Annotated in this window: 15 protein-coding genes; 5 read left to right on the top strand and 10 right to left on the bottom strand. The window is 67.4% G+C overall.

Translation table 11 applies throughout. From position 1 onward, the window contains the following. The first annotated feature begins 6 nt into the window (after positions 1–6). A complete protein-coding gene (gene lpdA, locus J5M86_RS06220) occupies positions 7–1,407 on the top strand; it encodes a dihydrolipoyl dehydrogenase (RefSeq protein ID WP_188060336.1) in 1,401 nt (466 codons plus the stop codon). Positions 1,408–1,491: 84 nt separating this feature from the next. Here lpdA and J5M86_RS06215 read toward each other — a convergent pair whose 3' ends face one another. Next, positions 1,492–2,460, bottom strand: coding sequence for a zinc-binding dehydrogenase (locus tag J5M86_RS06215; protein ID WP_188060335.1), 969 nt, complete (start codon positions 2,458–2,460; stop codon positions 1,492–1,494). 131 nt (positions 2,461–2,591) lie between these two features. On the opposite strand from J5M86_RS06215, the gene J5M86_RS15600 reads away from it, so the two are divergent. From J5M86_RS15600 to J5M86_RS06200, 4 genes are read left to right on the top strand one after another with little or no spacing between them, the layout of a single operon-like run. Then, positions 2,592–2,717, top strand: coding sequence for a hypothetical protein (locus tag J5M86_RS15600; RefSeq protein ID WP_255427501.1), 126 nt, complete (start codon positions 2,592–2,594; stop codon positions 2,715–2,717). Positions 2,718–2,726: 9 nt separating this feature from the next. Further along, the gene (locus tag J5M86_RS06210; RefSeq protein WP_305847087.1) at positions 2,727–3,551 is read left to right on the top strand and encodes a phosphotriesterase; all 825 of its coding nucleotides are present in this window, start codon (positions 2,727–2,729) and stop codon (positions 3,549–3,551) included. Positions 3,552–3,589: 38 nt separating this feature from the next. Then, a complete protein-coding gene (locus J5M86_RS06205) occupies positions 3,590–4,441 on the top strand; it encodes a patatin-like phospholipase family protein (protein WP_188060334.1) in 852 nt (283 codons plus the stop codon). Continuing rightward, positions 4,438–5,430, top strand: coding sequence for a 1-acyl-sn-glycerol-3-phosphate acyltransferase (locus J5M86_RS06200; protein ID WP_188060333.1), 993 nt, complete (start codon positions 4,438–4,440; stop codon positions 5,428–5,430). Before J5M86_RS06205 ends, J5M86_RS06200 begins: the two co-directional genes overlap by 4 nt. Here J5M86_RS06200 and J5M86_RS06195 read toward each other — a convergent pair whose 3' ends face one another. The 9 genes from J5M86_RS06195 to J5M86_RS06155 form a co-directional block, all read right to left on the bottom strand. Further along, complete coding sequence (locus J5M86_RS06195; RefSeq protein WP_188060332.1) at positions 5,431–6,165, bottom strand: SseB family protein; 735 nt, start codon at positions 6,163–6,165, stop codon at positions 5,431–5,433. It lies immediately after the preceding gene. After that, positions 6,162–6,917 (bottom strand): bifunctional 1-(5-phosphoribosyl)-5-((5-phosphoribosylamino)methylideneamino)imidazole-4-carboxamide isomerase/phosphoribosylanthranilate isomerase PriA, encoded by a 756-nt coding sequence (gene priA, locus J5M86_RS06190; protein ID WP_188060331.1) that lies wholly within the window; start codon positions 6,915–6,917, stop codon positions 6,162–6,164. Before priA ends, J5M86_RS06195 begins: the two co-directional genes overlap by 4 nt. A gap of 15 nt (positions 6,918–6,932) precedes the next feature. Beyond that, positions 6,933–7,547 carry an imidazole glycerol phosphate synthase subunit HisH gene (hisH, locus tag J5M86_RS06185; RefSeq protein WP_188060330.1) on the bottom strand — a complete coding sequence of 205 codons (615 nt, stop codon included), beginning with the start codon at positions 7,545–7,547 and terminating at the stop codon, positions 6,933–6,935. Beyond that, positions 7,544–8,161: a hypothetical protein gene (locus J5M86_RS06180; RefSeq protein ID WP_188060329.1), complete on the bottom strand. Its 618-nt coding sequence runs from the start codon at positions 8,159–8,161 to the stop codon at positions 7,544–7,546. The genes hisH and J5M86_RS06180 overlap by 4 nt, the downstream gene beginning before the upstream one ends. A 4-nt stretch (positions 8,162–8,165) precedes the next feature. Continuing rightward, positions 8,166–8,801 (bottom strand): imidazoleglycerol-phosphate dehydratase HisB, encoded by a 636-nt coding sequence (gene hisB / locus J5M86_RS06175; protein WP_188060328.1) that lies wholly within the window; start codon positions 8,799–8,801, stop codon positions 8,166–8,168. Further along, entirely contained in the window at positions 8,798–9,931 is a 1,134-nt protein-coding gene (locus tag J5M86_RS06170) for a histidinol-phosphate transaminase (protein WP_188060327.1), read from the bottom strand. Before J5M86_RS06170 ends, hisB begins: the two co-directional genes overlap by 4 nt. Then, positions 9,928–11,274 carry a histidinol dehydrogenase gene (gene hisD / locus J5M86_RS06165; protein ID WP_188060326.1) on the bottom strand — a complete coding sequence of 449 codons (1,347 nt, stop codon included), beginning with the start codon at positions 11,272–11,274 and terminating at the stop codon, positions 9,928–9,930. Before hisD ends, J5M86_RS06170 begins: the two co-directional genes overlap by 4 nt. Before the next feature lie 63 nt (positions 11,275–11,337). Next, on the bottom strand, positions 11,338–14,331 hold the full coding sequence (locus J5M86_RS06160; RefSeq protein ID WP_188060325.1) for a bifunctional [glutamine synthetase] adenylyltransferase/[glutamine synthetase]-adenylyl-L-tyrosine phosphorylase: 2,994 nt from the start codon (positions 14,329–14,331) through the stop codon (positions 11,338–11,340). Beyond that, positions 14,328–15,665, bottom strand: coding sequence for a glutamine synthetase family protein (locus tag J5M86_RS06155; protein ID WP_188060324.1), 1,338 nt, complete (start codon positions 15,663–15,665; stop codon positions 14,328–14,330). Before J5M86_RS06155 ends, J5M86_RS06160 begins: the two co-directional genes overlap by 4 nt. Between the last annotated feature and the right edge of the window lie 75 nt (positions 15,666–15,740).

Raw genomic sequence — 15,740 nt, 5'->3', positions numbered from 1 at the left:
GTCCTCGTGGCAGAACACTTTGACGTCGTTGTCCTTGGCGCCGGCCCCGGTGGGTACGTCGCCGCCATCCGCGCCAGCCAGCTCGGTCTGAAGACCGCCGTGGTCGAGAAGAAGTACTGGGGAGGTGTCTGCCTCAATGTCGGCTGTATCCCCAGCAAAGCACTGCTCAAGAACGCGGAGTTGTCGCACACGCTGAACCACGAGAAGGAGAAGTTCGGCATCGTCGGCGACGCCTCCATGGAGTACGGCCCGACACACAAGCGCAGCCGAGCGGTCTCCGACGGCATCGTCAAGGGTGTCCACTTCCTGATGAAGAAGAACAAGATCACCGAGATCGACGGCTGGGGCACCCTCACCGGCCCGAAGACGATCTCGGTCGAGGGCAACGACGGTGATACCCGTGAGGTCACCTGCGACAACCTGATCCTCGCCACCGGCGCCACCACCCGCATGCTGCCCGGAGTGAAGGTGAGCGACAACGTCGTCACCTACGAAGAGCAGATTCTCGACCCCGAACTGCCGAAATCGATCATCATCGCCGGCTCCGGCGCCATCGGTGTCGAGTTCGCCTACGTGATGGCCAACTTCGGCGTCGACGTCACCATCGTGGAGTTCCTCGACCGCATGGTGCCCACCGAAGACGAAGAGATCTCCAAGGAGCTCGCCAAGCACTACAAGAAGCTGGGCGTGAAGGTGTTCACCGGCACCAAGGTCGAGTCGGTCGAAGACACCGGCTCCGGCGTGAAGGTGACCGTCTCCCCCGCCAAGGGTGGCGACCAGCAGGTGCTCGAAGCCGACCGTCTGCTCTCGGCCATCGGGTTCGCCCCGCGCCTGGAGGGCTACGGCCTGGAGAGCACCGGCGTCGAGACCACCGACCGCGGAGCGATCAAGGTCGACGACCACGGCCGCACCAACGTCGAGAACGTCTACGCCATCGGTGACGTCACCGGCAAGCTGATGCTCGCCCACGTCGCCGAGGCCATGGGCATCGTTGCCGCGGAGACGATCGCCGGTGCCGAGACCCAGACCATCGACTTCCAGAACATCCCGCGCGCCACGTACTGCATGCCGCAGATCGGTTCGATGGGCCTGTCTGAGACGCAGGCCAAGGAAGCCGGTCACGAGGTGAAGACGGCGAAGTTCCCGTTCACCGCCAACGGCAAGGCCATGGGCCTGGGCGAGCCGGTCGGCTTCGTCAAGGTGGTCGCCGACGCCAAGCACAACGAGATCCTCGGCGTTCACATGATCGGCCCCGACGTCACCGAACTGCTCCCGGCCGCAGTCACCGCCACCACCTGGGACCTCACCGCCGCCGAGATGTCGCGTGTCGTCTTCGCTCACCCCACGCTGGGCGAGGCCCTCAAGGAGGCCTTCCACGGCATCGAAGGTCACATGATCAACTTTTAGTCGTTGCTCCTTCGCGGTTGAAGCCCCCGGCGCTACGCAAGCTTGCGCCGGGGGCTTCACGCGTCCCACAACCCGCGGCGGTCCTCACATGGTGAGGACGAGCTTGCCGAAGACGTCTCCGTCGACCATCCGGGCGAAGGCGTCGCGGGCTTCGGTCAGAGGCCGCACCGAGTCGATGACCGGCTTGATCTTCTTTGCAGCCATGAACGACAGCAGTGCTTGGAGCTCAGCTTTCGTGCCCATGGTCGAGCCCTGAATTCGCATCTGCTGGAAGAAGATCCGGGTCAGTTCAGCCTTGTCGGGTGCATCCCCGGAGGTGGCGCCGGCGATCACGATCGTGCCGCCCGGACGCAGCGACTTCACCGAGTGCGACCAGGTGGCCGCGCCGACGGTCTCGAGCACCGCGTCCACCCGCCCGGGCAGCCGCTCGCCACTACCGAAAGCGGCCTCGGCGCCCAGCTCGACGGCCCGCCGGCCGCGCTCTTCGTCGCGTGAGGTGACCACCATCCGGAGGCCGGCCGCAGCACCCAATTGCACCGCAGCGGTCGCCACTCCCCCGCCAGCTCCCTGTACGAGCACTGTGTCTCCGGGATGCACTCCGGCCTGCACGAAGAGCATCCGGTAGGCCGTCAGCCAGCTGGTCGAGACACACGCCGCGCTCTCCACCGAGAGGCCGTCGGGCAAAGCCACGAGGTTTCCGGCCGGCACAGCGACCCGCTCGGCCAACGTGCCCGGGTGCAGCTCGGACAACAGCGTGCGCTTCGGGTCGAGGGTTTCGTCACCCGCCCACCCCGGGCTGGGAATCACAGTGTGCAGCACGACGATTCGGCCGTCCTCGGCCTCCCCCACACCGTCGCAACCGAGCACCATGGGAAGACGATCCGTGGGCAGCCCGACACCACGAAGCGACCAGACGTCGTGGTGATTGAGACTGGCGGCACGCATGCGCACCGTCGTCCAACCGTCCGGAGCGGATGGCTGCTCGATCTCTCCCACCTCGAGTGCGGCAAGGGGATCAGTCGGGTTGGTGCGGGCGGCATAGGCGGCGATCATGTCTCGACCATAGAGCCGCCCGGGGTCAGATGTCGCCGAAGGACAGGGACTGACGAGTAGCCGGCAAGAGTGATCGACCGCACCGCGTTCGATTCCTCTGACACCCCCTCCGCCACCACCAAGGAGCAGGCATGAGCAACATCCCCACCGTCACCGGCAGCATCGACTCTGCTGACATGGGTCGCACGCTGGTGCATGAGCATGTCTTTGTGCTCGGCGAAGAACATCGCCAGAACTACCAGGGCGACTGGGACTAGGACGCCAAGATCGCCGACGCCGTGCGCGACCTGAACGAACTCAAGAGCTTGGGCATCGACACGATCCTCGACCCGACGGTGCTCGGCCTTGGCCGGTACATCCCCCGCATCCAGCAGATCGCGAAGCAGATCGAACTCAACATCGTCGTCGCGACCGGGCTCTACACCTACAACGAGATTCCGTTCCAGTTCCACTACAGCGGATCAGGACTGCTCTTCGACATCCCTGAGCCACTCACCGAACTCTTCGTCAAGGACCTCACCGAAGGCATCGCCGACACCGGCGTCCGAGCGGCTTTCCTGAAGTGCGCGATCGAGGAGCAGGGGCTGACCGCAGGGGTCGAACGGGTGATGCGTGCCGTCGGACAGGCGCATGTTCGCACCGGTGCACCGATCACGGTGCACACCAATCCGCACACCCAGTCGGGCCTGGAGGCGCAGCGGGTGCTCGCCGAGGAAGGCGTCGACCTCACCAAGGTGGTGATCGGGCACTCGGGTGACAGCACCGATGTCGATTACCTCAGCAAGCTCGCGGACGCCGGATCGCTGCTGGGCATGGACCGGTTCGGGCTCGATGTGTTGCTTGCCTTCGAAGACCGCATCAACACCATCGTCCAGTTGGTGCAGCGCGGTTATGTCGAGAAGATCGTCATCGCGCACGACGCATCCTGCTTCATCGACTGGTTCGACCCGGTGGCCAAGGAGCAGGTGGCGCCGAAGTGGAATTTCCGGCACATCAGCCAGGACGTCATCCCCGCCCTGGTCGAAGGCGGCCTGACCACCGAGGACATCGACACCATCCTGGTGAAGAACCCGCGCCGCTACTTCGAGTGAGGCACCGCCGGGGCACGGACGGTGGTTAGGGTCGACCAATGACCTCGACCCCACGGACAGCCTTCGTCCTCGGTGGCGGCGGAGTGCTCGGCGCCACCCAGATCGGGGCGCTGCGAGCACTGGCCGAACGCGGCATCAGGCCTGATCTCGTGCTGGGCACGAGCATCGGAGCCATCAACGGTGCCGCGTTCGCCGCGCGTCCGGACGGCTCGGGCCTGACCGATCTGGAAGACCTGTGGACCCACCTGACCACGATCCGTGGGCTGCGGGAACGTTCCGGATATCTGCGCCGCCCACAGGCCGCCGGACTACGGACCCATCTCTACCCCTCCGGCGGCATCCTGCAGCTGCTACGCGACGAGCTTCCCGTGCAGCAGATCGAGGAGTTGGAGATCCGCTTCCAGTGCGTTGCAGCGAGTGTCGAGCAGGCCAAGGCCCGATGGTTCACCACAGGTCCGCTCGCCGAGGCGGTCGTGGCGTCATGCTCGGTGCCAGGCCTCTTCCCGCCTTTCCGCATCGGCGACGAGCACTTCCTGGACGGCGGCCTGGTGCACTCGATCCCGGTCGGACGCGCGATGCTGCTGGGCTGTGAGCGCATCTATGTGATGCACGTGGGGCGGGTCGACCAGCCACTTCGTCCACCGCGGTGGCCCTGGCAGGTGGCGCAGGTGGCCTTCGAGATCGCGCGGCGGCATCGGTACCTGGAGGAGATCGAGTCGGTGCCCGACGAGGTCGAGTTGATCGTGCTGCCGACCGGCACCTCGGATGCTCCGTCGGTCTCGCTCGGCCAGCTCAACCGCGGTGCGGTCCGTCGCCGGATCGACAACGCCTACGATGCGGCATCGGTGCATCTGGACCAGACAGCACTGCAGAAGGGTTCGCCTCGGTGAACCTGCCCGTCCCACCGTTGGTGCTGCGCCGCCTCGTGCGCGACCCGATCTACGCCGTGGGTGGACCGCTGGTGGCTGCCCTGCTCGTGGTGCTCGGCGCCCTCGCGTGGGTGCTCGAACTACCTTCGCGACGCAAGCGGGGATGGCGCCTGCTCTGGACCGCAGCGGCGGCCGTGGTGCTGGACTGGACGGTCTTCGCCCGCTGCACCCTGCTGTGGTGTGCGATGCCACCGAGCAGGCGCAACCCCCAGCTCTGGCGCGAGCGCAACGTCCGGATCCTTCGCGAGGAGTTGCAGCGCTTCATGAAGATCGCCGATCGTCTTGTCGGCCTCGACGTCCGCATCAACGCCCCCACCATCCCTGATGACCGGCCAGTGCTCCTGCTGGCCCGGCACGCCGGGGCGGGCGATTCCCTCCTGATGGTTCACGTCATCACAGACCTCCTGCACCGGGTGCCGCGCGTCGTGCTGAAGCGGGCGCTGCTGTGGGATCCGGCGATGGATCTGTGCGTGCGCCGCCTCGGCGGCTACTTCATCGGCTCGGGCCGACGCGACCGCCAGCGACGAGAAGCAGAGCTTCGCGCCTTCGCCGAATCGCTCCAGCCCGGCGACATCGCGTTGCTCTTCCCGGAGGGGCGCAACTGGACCGTCGGGCGGCATCGGGCCGAGGTGGAGGCGGCGCTCGCAGCGGGGAATTCCGAGCGTGCTGCCTGGTTGGAGCGGCACCCGCGGGTGCTGTCGCCACGGGCGACCGGCGTCCGACGCATCCTGCGCGCCCAGCCGCGAATCCCCGTGCTCGTGGGCGGGCACCAAGGCTTGGAGGACCTCGCGTCCGTGCGCAGCATCTGGCGGGCCCTACCGCTGCACTGGCCGATCCACATCGACCTGATCTCCGCCGAGCCGCCGTCGGACGAGCACGTCGAGCAATGGCTCAACGACGAGTGGGGCCGGTTGGACGCGTGGACCGACTGGCTCGACGGCGACGACTGATCAGGCCGGCCGGATCGCGAACGTGATCGCGTCGATCCTGGCGCGGGTCTCGCCATCGGTGGCCAACTGCTCCCCCACCCTCGACGCCAGTTCCCCGAGTTGGTCACCGGTGAGGCCCGGAACCACGTGCAGCGCGATGCGCAGAGCGCCGTCCCCGCCGTCCTCGCAGACTGCCCGGTCGATCGCGGGCTCCGGTTCGACCGCCTCCGACACCGCCTGCACGACGTGCGGATCTTCGTGCGCCGGAAGCCAATCGCGTTCCATCGCAACGGCCCAGACCATGCTGGGACGCAGCGTGGTCGGGTGCGGGCCGGCGACGTCGACCACGATGATGTCGCAGCGCTCGCTCACCGCTGCCTGTGCGGCGCGGGCGGAGGTGACCGGCGACGGCCGTGCGGAAGGGTCCCACGCGTGCAACGAGTCCATCGAGGTGAAGACCGGTAGCGCCCGGGTGCCCTCGGGTGCCACGAGCACGGCGACCGCCATGTCAGCCGCCTTGTCGGCCATGAGCTGACCTTCTTGGACCACCTCGGTCGGATCGGCGACGATCGGCACCAGGAAGCGCGCGCCGTTCAGGACACGCAGCAGTGACTTCAGGTCGCCGGGATCGGCCAGTGCCGCGCTCACCGCCGGGTCGGCAGAACCGTCGTCGGTGCCGAAACCGGTGTCGGTGACCTCACGGCCTCGCCAGGTCTGCCCGGCGGAGTCGAACTGTTCGGGCTGGTCGCTGCTCACGGGCGTCCCGCGACGTCCAGTGCTTCCGGGAGGGTGAACGCACGCTTGTACAACGCCGAACCCACGATGGCACCCTCCACACCCTCGGCCACCAGACCGCGGATGGCCTCGATGTCGTCGAGTGTCGACACCCCACCCGAAGCGATGACCGGCCGGTCGGTGCGTGAGCAAACGTCTTGCAGCAGAGCCAGATTGGTGCCCTGCATCATGCCGTCCTTGGCGACATCTGTGACGACGTACCGGGCACAACCCTCGGCGTCGAGGCGCTCGAGGGTCTCGTAAAGATCGCCACCCTCCTTGGTCCATCCGCGGGCGGCCAGGGTGGTGCCACGGACGTCCAGGCCGACGGCGATGCGGTCACCGTGCTCGGCGATCGCCTGCGCAGTCCACTCAGGATTCTCCAACGCGGCGGTGCCGAGGTTGACGCGGCGGCAACCGGTGGCGAGTGCGCGCTCGAGGGTCTCGGCGTCACGGATACCACCGGAGAGCTCGACCTGGATGTCCAGGCGCTGGACGATCGTGGCCAGCAGTTCGTGGTTGGTCCCCCGACCGAAGGCAGCGTCGAGGTCGACCAGGTGCAGCCACTCAGAGCCTTGGTCCTGCCAGTTCTTCGCAGCCAGCCACGGGTCGCCGAACTCCCCACCGGTGCCGGCGATGCCCTGCACCAGTTGCACGGCCCGGCCGTCGACGACATCGACCGCCGGCAGAAGTTCAAGTCTGGGCCGATCGATCTGGCCAGATTGGGAGTTCATGTCAGTTTCCTTGTCTCACAACGATTTGAACCAGTTTGTCAGCATCGCCGCACCAGCATCTCCGGACTTCTCTGGGTGGAACTGGGTGCCCGCGAGCACGCCTTCCTCCACGGCAGCGACAAACGTGTTGCCGTGCTGGGCCGTGCTGACCACCGCGTCCTCCGCACCCTTCCACCGGGGCGGCGCGAACGAATGGACGAAGTAGAAACGTTCACCGTCCAGGCCCTCGAGCAGGGTGCTCCCGGCACCAGCGTCGACGGTGCTCCACCCCATGTGCGGCACCACTGCTGCGTCGAGTCTGCCGACCTCACCCGGCCACAGGCCCAGACCGGGGAGTGCGAGGTCGCTGGGTTCGGCACTGTCGGCGAAGAGCACCTGATAGCCAACGCAGACGCCGAGTACCGGTCGTCCGGCGTCCAGACGTTGCCGGATCAGAGATCCGCCGTCCACGGCGTTGAGCCCGGCCATGCAGGCGTGGAAGTTGCCCACTCCGGGCACGTAGAGGCCGTCGGCGGTGAGCACCTGCTGCGGATCAGCGGTCAGTTGCACCTGCGCACCGACCCGTTCGAGCATCCGCACGACCGAGCGCACATTGCCGCTGCCGTAGTCGAGCACCACGACACGCTTCACAGGTTGTCTCGCAATTCGGCTCGCATGTCTGCCTCGTCGGAGGCGATCTTGGTGAAGTGGTCGACGGCGCGTTTGCCCGGCTCGACGAGCACCGCTTCGAGGTCGGACTTCACGCCGCTGCCGTGCAGCATGGCTGCGCCGGGCAGGGCCAGTGCACCGATCACGTCGTGCAGCACCTCGACCGGTCGTCCTTCGCGGCGGGCGAGGATGCTGCGCACCTCCCCTACTCCGTCGGGGTGCACCCCGGCACACTCGGCCAACTGGCCCAATTTCAGCGGCGGGAAGCCGGGCACCTCATCGGCACCGTGACCAGCCGTCCAGCTGAGCATGCGCGGCGCCGACCGCCAGCCGCGGGTCTGACCAGAAACAATCGCGACGCCGTCGATCACGAAGAACCCCAACGCTGTTCGCAACCTCGTCGGCACCGGACGGTTGGCGGTGACGGTCAGCGCGTCGTCATACGGCGGCCGCACCTGGGTGTCGTCGGCCGGCACGATCGCCGTCCACCCGGGCAGCGGCACGACATAGCTCGGGACCACGCCGCGGCGCACCCACGCGTCGGCGAGCTTGGCGTCTGCGTGCAGCAGGAGCAGCCCGGGCAGAGTGTCGGTCATCGCCTCAGAGCACGCCCTTGGCGCTCGGCACACCCTGCACGCGAGGATCGCGCGCGATGGCTGCCCGCAGCGCACGAGCGACCGCCTTGAACTGGGTCTCGACGATGTGGTGCGGGTCGCGCCCCGCCAGCACCCGCACGTGCAGGGCGATGCCGGCGTGGTAGGCAAAGCTCTCCAGCACGTGCGCCGTCAGCGAACCGGTGTAGTTGCCGCCGATGATCGCGTAGATCTGGCCTTCGGGTTCGCCCTGGTGCACGAAGTACGGCCGTCCTGCAACGTCGACCACCGCGTGCACGAGCGCTTCGTCGAGCGGCACGGTGGCGTCACCGAAGCGGCTGATCCCACTCTTGTCGCCCAGTGCCTCACGCACCGCCTGCCCGAGAAGGATGGCGGTGTCCTCGACGCTGTGGTGTGCGTCGACGTCGACGTCGCCGACGGTCTTGACCCGCAGGTCGATGAGCGAGTGCTTGGCCAGACTCTCAAGCATGTGGTCGTAGAAGCGCACCCCGGTCGACACCTCGGCCTTGCCGGTGCCGTCGAGGTCGACCCGCACCTCCACCGAGCTTTCCGAGGTCGTGCGTGCCAGCTCGGCGACGCGGTGCTGCTGCGACGAATCTGCTTGCGCCTGCGGGGTGTTCATGCAATTTCCTCACGATCTTCAGCGGCCAGCACGCTCTCGAGAGCGGCCAGCACAGCATCGGTCTCCTGCGGTGTGCCCGCAGTGATTCTCAGGTGGTTGGGGATGCCGACGTCCCGGACGAGGACGCCGCGGTCGAGCAGCGCCTGCCAGCTGCGGGCGGCATCGGCGAAGCCGCCGAGCAGGACGAAGTTGGCATCGCTGGGCACAGGCGTCAGACCCAGGCGGGCACAACCGTCGACCAACCGGTCGCGTTCGTGCTTGATCGCCTCGACCATCGCCAACAGGGACTCGCGGTTCTCCAGCGCTGCGCACGCGACCGCCTGGGTCACCGACGAGAGGTGATAAGGCATGCGCACCAAACGCAAGAGGTCGATGAGCGCTGGATCAGCCGATAGGTAGCCCAGCCGGGTGCCGGCGAACGCGAAGGCCTTCGACATCGTGCGGGTCACCACGAGCCGGGGACGCCCAGCAAGCAGCGTCAGCGCACTCGGGGTGCCCGGACGAGCGAACTCGGCGTAGGCCTCGTCGACCACGATGATCGCCTCCGGGGCCGCGTCGTACACCGCCTCCACCACCGACAGCTCGAGGGCGGTGCCGGTCGGGTTATTGGGCGAACACAGGAAGACGACGTTCGGCCGGTGCTGCTGCGCCTGTGCGACGGCGAGTTCGGCATCGATGTCGAAACCCGGCGCTGCACCCTGTTGGTGCTGCGAACGCAGGCCGTCGACCCACGTGGTGCCGGCGACCTCGCTGATAATCGGGTGCATCGAGTAGGAGGGAGTGAAGCCGAGCGCCACCCTGTCCGGGCCGCCAAAGGCCTGCACGATGTGCTGCAGGACCTCGTTCGACCCATTGCCCGCCCACACCTGGTCGGGAGCGGTCGGCACGCCGGTGGTCTGGGTGAGGTACTGCGCGAGGTCGGTGCGCAGCCGGGTGAACTCCCGGTCGGGATAACGGTTCAGCGATCCGGCGACCTCAGCCACCCGGGCCATGATCGCCTCGATCACCGGACCCGGCACGGCATACGACGATTCATTGGTGTTGAGCGCCACGGGCACGTCGAGTTGCGGCGCACCGTAGGCGGTGCGCCCACGCAGATCGGGACGCAGGAGCTGTCCGAGTTCGGTCATGACCGAGCCTCGAACCGTGCCGTGACTGCCTCACCGTGTGCCGGAAGGTCTTCCGAATTGGCTAGCGTGACAACGACATCCGCGATCTCTTCGAGCGCCCTGCGGTCGTAGTCGACGATATGGACGCCGCGCAGGAAGGACTGCACGGAGAGTCCACTGCTGTGGCAGGCACAGCCGCCCGTCGGCAGGACGTGGTTGGACCCTGCGGCGTAGTCGCCGAGGCTGACCGGCGCGTACGACCCGACGAAGATCGCGCCCGCGTTGCGCACCCGAGCGGCCACGGCGGACGCATCGGTCGTCTGGATCTCGAGGTGCTCGGCGGCGTAGGCGTCGACGACCCGCAGACCCTCCTCCACTCCGTCGACCAACACCGTGCCCGACTGCCGACCGGTCAGCGCGATCTGCACCCGCTCGTGGTGCTTGGTGGCTGCCACCCGCGCCGCAAGCGCCTCGTCGACCGCGTCCGCGAGCGCAACCGAATCGGTGACGAGCACCGAGGCCGCCAACTCGTCGTGCTCGGCCTGGCTGATGAGGTCGGCGGCAACGAGGTGCGGATCGGCTGTGCCGTCAGCCAGGATCGCGATCTCGGTCGGGCCGGCCTCGGCATCGATGCCGATGAGGCCCTTGAGCAGACGTTTGGCGGCAGCGACGTAGATGTTGCCCGGGCCGGTGACCAGGGTCGCGGGCTCGCAGATCGTCGATCCCTCGTCGTCCCGCGCGCCGTAGGCGAACATCGCCACGGCCTGGGCGCCGCCGACGGCGAACACCTCGTCGATGTCGAGCAAGGCACAGGCCGCGAGGATCGTGGGGTGCGGGTAACCGGCGAACTCACCGGTGTTGTCGCGCTGCGGCGGGCTGGCCACCGCGATCGAACCGACCTGCGCCAACTGTGCCGGGACGACGTTCATCACCACTGAACTGGGGTAGACCGCCTTGCCGCCGGGCACGTACAGCCCAACCCGATCCACTGGAATCCACTTCTCGGTGACCGTGCCGCCGGCGGTGACCTGGGTGGTCACCTCGGTGCGTCGCTGGTCGGCGTGCACCAGCCGAGCACGGCGGATCGACTCCTCCAGCGCCGCCCGGATTGCGGGGTCGAGCGCTGCGAGCGCGGCGTCCAGGACTGCGGCGGGCACCCGCAGCTGCGGCGGGCGGACACCGTCGAACTGCTCCCCCAGCTCCAGCAGGGCGCTCACCCCACCATGCTCGACGCGCTCGCAGATGGGTCGGACCGCGTCCAGAGCGGCCTCGACGTCGAATTCGGCGCGGGGCAGGGTGCTGCGCAGGGCGCGAGCATCGAGCGAACTCAACGCCTCGCCACGCAGATCGATACGGGAAAGCACGTACGGCAGTCTACGAAGGATGCCGATGTTGCGGCCGTCACGGTCCAGAGCGCGGGCTCCACCTCACCTGGTCGGGTTGCGATCCCAGCCGTTCTTCTCGGCCTCGCCGTAGAAGACCCGCTCGACCACCACTCGTGCCTTGCGGGCCGAGCGCAGGTAGCGCTCGGAGAGCTGGCCGCCTGAACCGACCGGCCAACCCATGACGCGCGCGATGCCGTTGGCGTCGGTCAGATCACTGGGCAGGCTCTCCACGGGCCGTCCGCGCCACAGCACCGAGGCATTGCGCAGTTTGGAGGCGAGGGTCCACGATTCGTGCAACTGGTCGGCGTCGTCCTGGCTGATCAGGCCGTGCTCGGTGAGGATGCGCAGCGGGGTCATCGTGCCCGGCACTCGCAGCGCCGGGATGGCCGCTGCGTGCTGCAACTGCAACAGCTGCACCGTCCATTCGACGTCCGACAGGCCGCCGTGACCGAGCTTGAAATGCCGTTTGCGGTCGCCGCCTCTGGGAATGCGTTCAGCTTCCATCCGTGCCTTGAGCGTGCGGATCTGGCGCACCGCCTTGTCGCTGATTCCCCCGTCGGGGTAGCGCAGCGGATTGATGATCTCCAGGAAACGCGCCCCGAGTTCGGCATCGCCTGCGATGTGGTCGGCGCGCAGCAACGCCTGCGCCTCCCAGCCTTCCGACCAGCGTTCGTAGTAGGCGGCGTACGACTCGAGGGTGCGGACGATCAGGCCGGCCTTGCCTTCCGGGCGCAGGTCGGAGTCGACCGGTAGCGCGGGGTCGGGGCCGGTCGTGCCCAGATGCTTGCGGATGAAGCTGACGACCGCCTCGGCCTGCGTCTGGGCGAGCTTCTGGTCGGCGCCTTCGACCGGGTCGTGGACGAAGAGGACGTCGGCATCACTGGAGTAGCCGGCCTCGTGCCCACCGAGGCGCCCCATGCCGATGATCGCAATGCGCGTGGACAGGCGCTGACCGGACTGCTTCTCGACCGAACGCACGGCGATGCCGAGGGTGACGTGGAGCGTAGCGGCGATGACATCGGTGATCGCCGTCTCCACCTGGGCGGTGTCGAGGTCGCCATTGAGATCAGCGATCGCGATGCGGATCAGTTCGTTGCGCCGGGTCGAGCGCAGACCCACGACGGCCCGCTCCTCGTCCTCCTGCCGTGACGCCGCCGACTTCATCGCGGTGATGATCGCTTCGCGCGAAAGCGGCTGCAATGCTTCCGGATCGCCCACCATGGCCGCCGCGGACGGAGCGCGCTCCAACAGGTCGACGACGAACCGGCTGGTGGCCAGCACCCGAGCGAGGGTCTGCGCGGCGCTGCCTTCGTCGCGCAACATCTTCAGGTACCAGTGGCTGGTGCCCAGCGATTCGCTGATCTTGCGGAACGCGAGCAGGCCCAGGTCGGGATCGGCTTCCTGCGCAAACCATTGGAGCATCACCGGCAACAGCGTCCGTTGGATGGCTGCACGACGGCTGATTCCGGCGGTCAACGCCTCCAGGTGTCGGATCGCACCCTTGGGATCGCGGTAACCAAGCGCCTGCAACCGGTCGGCGGCGCTGTCCGGGGTGAGCCTGGCTTCGTCCTCCGACAGTTGGGCGACCGCCGACAACAGTGGCCGGTAGAAGAGGCGTTCGTGCAATCCGCGCACCTGGCGGGCCTGGGATCGCCAGAGCGTTTCGACCTGCTCGGCCGCCCCGCCGCGGAATCCCAGTCCGCGACCGACCCGACGCCGGTCGATCTCGGAGGTGGGCATGAGGTGGGTGCGGCGCATCTTGGCCAGCTGGATGCGATGTTCCATCGCGCGCAGGGTGCGATAGGCCTGGTCGAGTTGATCGGCATCGGATCGGGCGATGTAGCCGCGGTTGGACAACGCGTCGATCGCCTCCAGCGTGCTTCTCAGCCGCAGGTGCTCGTCGGTGCGACCGTGCACCAGTTGCAGCAACTGCATGCTGAACTCGATGTCGCGCAAACCTCCCGGCCCCAGCTTGATCTGGCGAGCTGCCTCCCCCGCCGGCACATGCTGCTCGACACGACGGCGCATCGCCTGCACGTCTTCGACGAAATGTTCGCGGTGCGCGGCCTGCCACACCATCGGCTGGATCGCGTCCAGGTATTCCTGACCGACCTCCATGTCGCCGGCCACTGGGCGCGCCTTGAGCAGAGCCTGGAACTCCCAGGTCTTGGCCCACCGCTCGTAGTAGTGCTTGTGGCTGGCGACGGTGCGCACCAGCGGACCCTGTTTGCCTTCGGGTCGCAGCGCCGCGTCAACCTCCCACAAGCTGCCCTCGGCGGTCGGCGCACCGCAGATGCGCATGACGTCGGTGGCCAATTGCGTTGCGACAGAAAGCGCTTCGTTCTCGTCCACGCCTTCGGCGGCTTCCGCTACGAAGATGACATCGACATCGCTGATGTAGTTGAGTTCGCGCGCGCCGCACTTACCCATCGCGATGATCGTGAGGCGAGCTTTGTTGCCGTCCTCATGTTCCCGGACCGCGATGTCGAGGGCTGCCTGCAATGCTGCGCCGGCGAGATCGGCGAGCGCCTGCGCCACCTGCGGCAACTGCTTGACGGAGTCGCCGCTGGCATCGACCGCCGCGATCCGCATCAGTTGCCTGCGGTAAGCCACGCGCAACGCGTCGTACGACTCGTCACCGACGAGTTCGCCCACCTCGTCGCTGACGAGACGGCGCAGGGTCTGCTCGTCCTCGATCGCGGCGTCGGCGACGTCGCGCCACAGCTCGGGACGTCGCACCAGGTGATCGGTGAGAGCAATGGAGGCACCCATCATCGCCAGCACACGCTTGCGCGGCGGCGAGTCAGCCGCGAAAAGCTGCCCCAGCTCCTGCCGCTGGGAAGCATCGAGCACCTCGTAGAGGCGCACCAGCCCGAGCGCGGCTCCATCGGGATCGGCGATCTCCGACATCAAAGGCACCATCTGCTCCACCGGCCAGTCGGCCAGTTCGTCCAGCAGCTTGGTGGCACGCGGCGGCGCCAGGAACGCGGCACGCGCCAGGGTCGCGGTGGAGATCGATGCGGCCTTGCCTGTCACAGTCGGTGCAGGTACTGATCGATCTCGAACGCGGTCACCTGCTCGCGATAAGCGGCCCACTCGGCTCGCTTGTTGCGCAGGAAGAAGTCGAAGACATGCTCGCCGAGGGTCTCGGCGACCAGTTCGCTCTCCTCCATGAGGTGGATCGCGTGGTCGAGGGAGGCCGGCAGCGGTTCGATGCCCATCGCTCGACGCTCACGGTCAGTGAGATTCCAGACGTCGTCCTCGGCCTCGGGCGGCAGGTCGTACTCCTGCTCCATGCCGCGCATGCCGGCAGCCAGGATGAGCGAGTAGGCCAGGTAGGGATTGCAGGCCGGGTCGAGCGAACGGATCTCCACGCGCGTCGACTGGTCCTTGTTGGGCTTGTACATCGGCACCCGCACCATCGCGCTGCGATTGTTGTGCCCCCAGCACACATGCGCCGGTGCCTCGGCGCCGCCCCAGAGCCGCTTGTAGGAGTTGACCCACTGGTTGGTCACGGCGCTGATCTCCGGCGCGTGCCGCAGCACGCCGGCGATGAACCGTCGCGCGGTCAGCGAGAGTTGGTATGGCGCGCCCGCCTCGTAGAAGGCGTTGGTGTCGCCGTCGAAGAGGGAGACGTGGGTGTGCATGCCCGACCCAGGCTGGTGCGCCATCGGCTTGGGCATGAAGGAGGCGAAGATGCCGCGCTCGAGCGCGACCTCCTTCACCACGGCCTTGAAGGTCATGATGTTGTCGGCCGTCGACAGCGCATCGGCGTATCGCAGGTCGATCTCGTTCTGGCCCGGACCTGACTCGTGGTGGGAGAACTCCACCGAGATGCCCATCGTCTCCAGCATCGAGATGGCTGCGCGCCGGAAGTCATGGCCTGCTCCTTGCGGCACGTGGTCGAAGAAGCCGGCCTGGTCGATCGGCACCGGTTGCCCGGTTGCGGAGAGTTCCTTGTTGAACAGGTAGAACTCGATCTCCGGGTGGGTGTAGAAGGTCAGGCCCTTCTCGGCCGCCTTACCCAGAGCGCGGCGCAGGACGCTTCGGGGATCAGCGGCGCTGGGGCTGTTGTCCGGCAACCGGATGTCAGCAAACATGCGTGCGGTGCCGGGACGCTCACCGCGCCAGGGAAGGATCTGGAAGGTCGAGGCATCGGGTCTCACCAACATGTCGGCCTCGAAGACCCGTGCCAGCCCTTCGATCGAACTGCCGTCGAAGCCGATGCCCTCGCCGAAAGCACCTTCGAGTTCTGCGGGTGCGACCGCCACCGACTTCAGCGTTCCGAGGACGTCGGTGAACCACACCCGGACGAACCGGATGTCGCGTTCCTCGATGGTGCGCAGCACGAATTCCTGTTGCCGATCCATGGTTCCGATCTTGCCGTACGCGGGTGAGCAGCGGGCGGCCCCGGGTGGATTTCCACCCGGGGCCGCCTGCTTGTC

The organism is Yimella sp. cx-51 (assembly GCF_017654605.1).
In the GTDB taxonomy this organism is placed as follows: Bacteria; Actinomycetota; Actinomycetes; order Actinomycetales; family Dermatophilaceae; genus Yimella.
Note: the sequence above shows the minus strand (reverse complement) of the source record. Positions and strands in the feature narration are given on the sequence as shown.

What these genes read in the sequence shown, in the direction of transcription:
- J5M86_RS06205 (WP_188060334.1), top strand. Translation starts at nt 3,590, where the DNA reads ATGACCTCGACCCCACGGACAGCCTTCGTCCTCGGTGGCGGCGGAGTG.
- J5M86_RS06155 (WP_188060324.1), bottom strand. Translation starts at nt 15,665, where the DNA reads ATGGATCGGCAACAGGAATTCGTGCTGCGCACCATCGAGGAACGCGAC.
- J5M86_RS06170 (WP_188060327.1), bottom strand. Translation starts at nt 9,931, where the DNA reads ATGACCGAACTCGGACAGCTCCTGCGTCCCGATCTGCGTGGGCGCACC.
- J5M86_RS06180 (WP_188060329.1), bottom strand. Translation starts at nt 8,161, where the DNA reads ATGACCGACACTCTGCCCGGGCTGCTCCTGCTGCACGCAGACGCCAAG.
- hisB (WP_188060328.1), bottom strand. Translation starts at nt 8,801, where the DNA reads ATGAACACCCCGCAGGCGCAAGCAGATTCGTCGCAGCAGCACCGCGTC.
- priA (WP_188060331.1), bottom strand. Translation starts at nt 6,917, where the DNA reads ATGAACTCCCAATCTGGCCAGATCGATCGGCCCAGACTTGAACTTCTG.
- J5M86_RS15600 (WP_255427501.1), top strand. Translation starts at nt 2,592, where the DNA reads ATGAGCAACATCCCCACCGTCACCGGCAGCATCGACTCTGCTGACATG.
- J5M86_RS06215 (WP_188060335.1), bottom strand. Translation starts at nt 2,460, where the DNA reads ATGATCGCCGCCTATGCCGCCCGCACCAACCCGACTGATCCCCTTGCC.